The sequence below is a fragment of the Pauljensenia sp. UMB3104 genome, from assembly GCF_030217285.1.
Lineage (GTDB): Bacteria > Actinomycetota > Actinomycetes > Actinomycetales > Actinomycetaceae > Pauljensenia.
The window spans coordinates 1-253 of sequence record NZ_JASONN010000439.1; the positions used below are offsets into that span (position 1 = coordinate 1).

1 protein-coding gene is annotated in these 253 nt (G+C 54.9%); it reads left to right on the forward strand.

The features are described 5' to 3' along the window. Positions 1-49 precede the first annotated feature (49 nt). Positions 50-253, forward strand: a 204-nt coding sequence (locus QP415_RS12325; protein ID WP_285100265.1) for a hypothetical protein, incomplete at its 3' end; no start/stop codon positions are given.

A 253-nucleotide genomic window follows, 5' to 3' on the forward strand; every position in this document is an offset into this window, starting at 1 on the left:
CTTGAATCCTGACGTCACAATGCTCAGCCAAGCTGGTTCGGTTCAGCTGATGACAGACATCATGACGAATTGGCCGAAACGCCTCGATGAGAACATCACGATTTCGTCTGCGGTCACGACGGCGTTGAGCCTCAACGGACAGTTGGGGGAGCATGGACTCAGCATCGAACAAGCTCGCGAACAGTTGGGACAATTCGGAGCGGAACTCACCGAAGTCGGCGATTCTAACGAAGATGCGCGTAAGGTGCAGGCG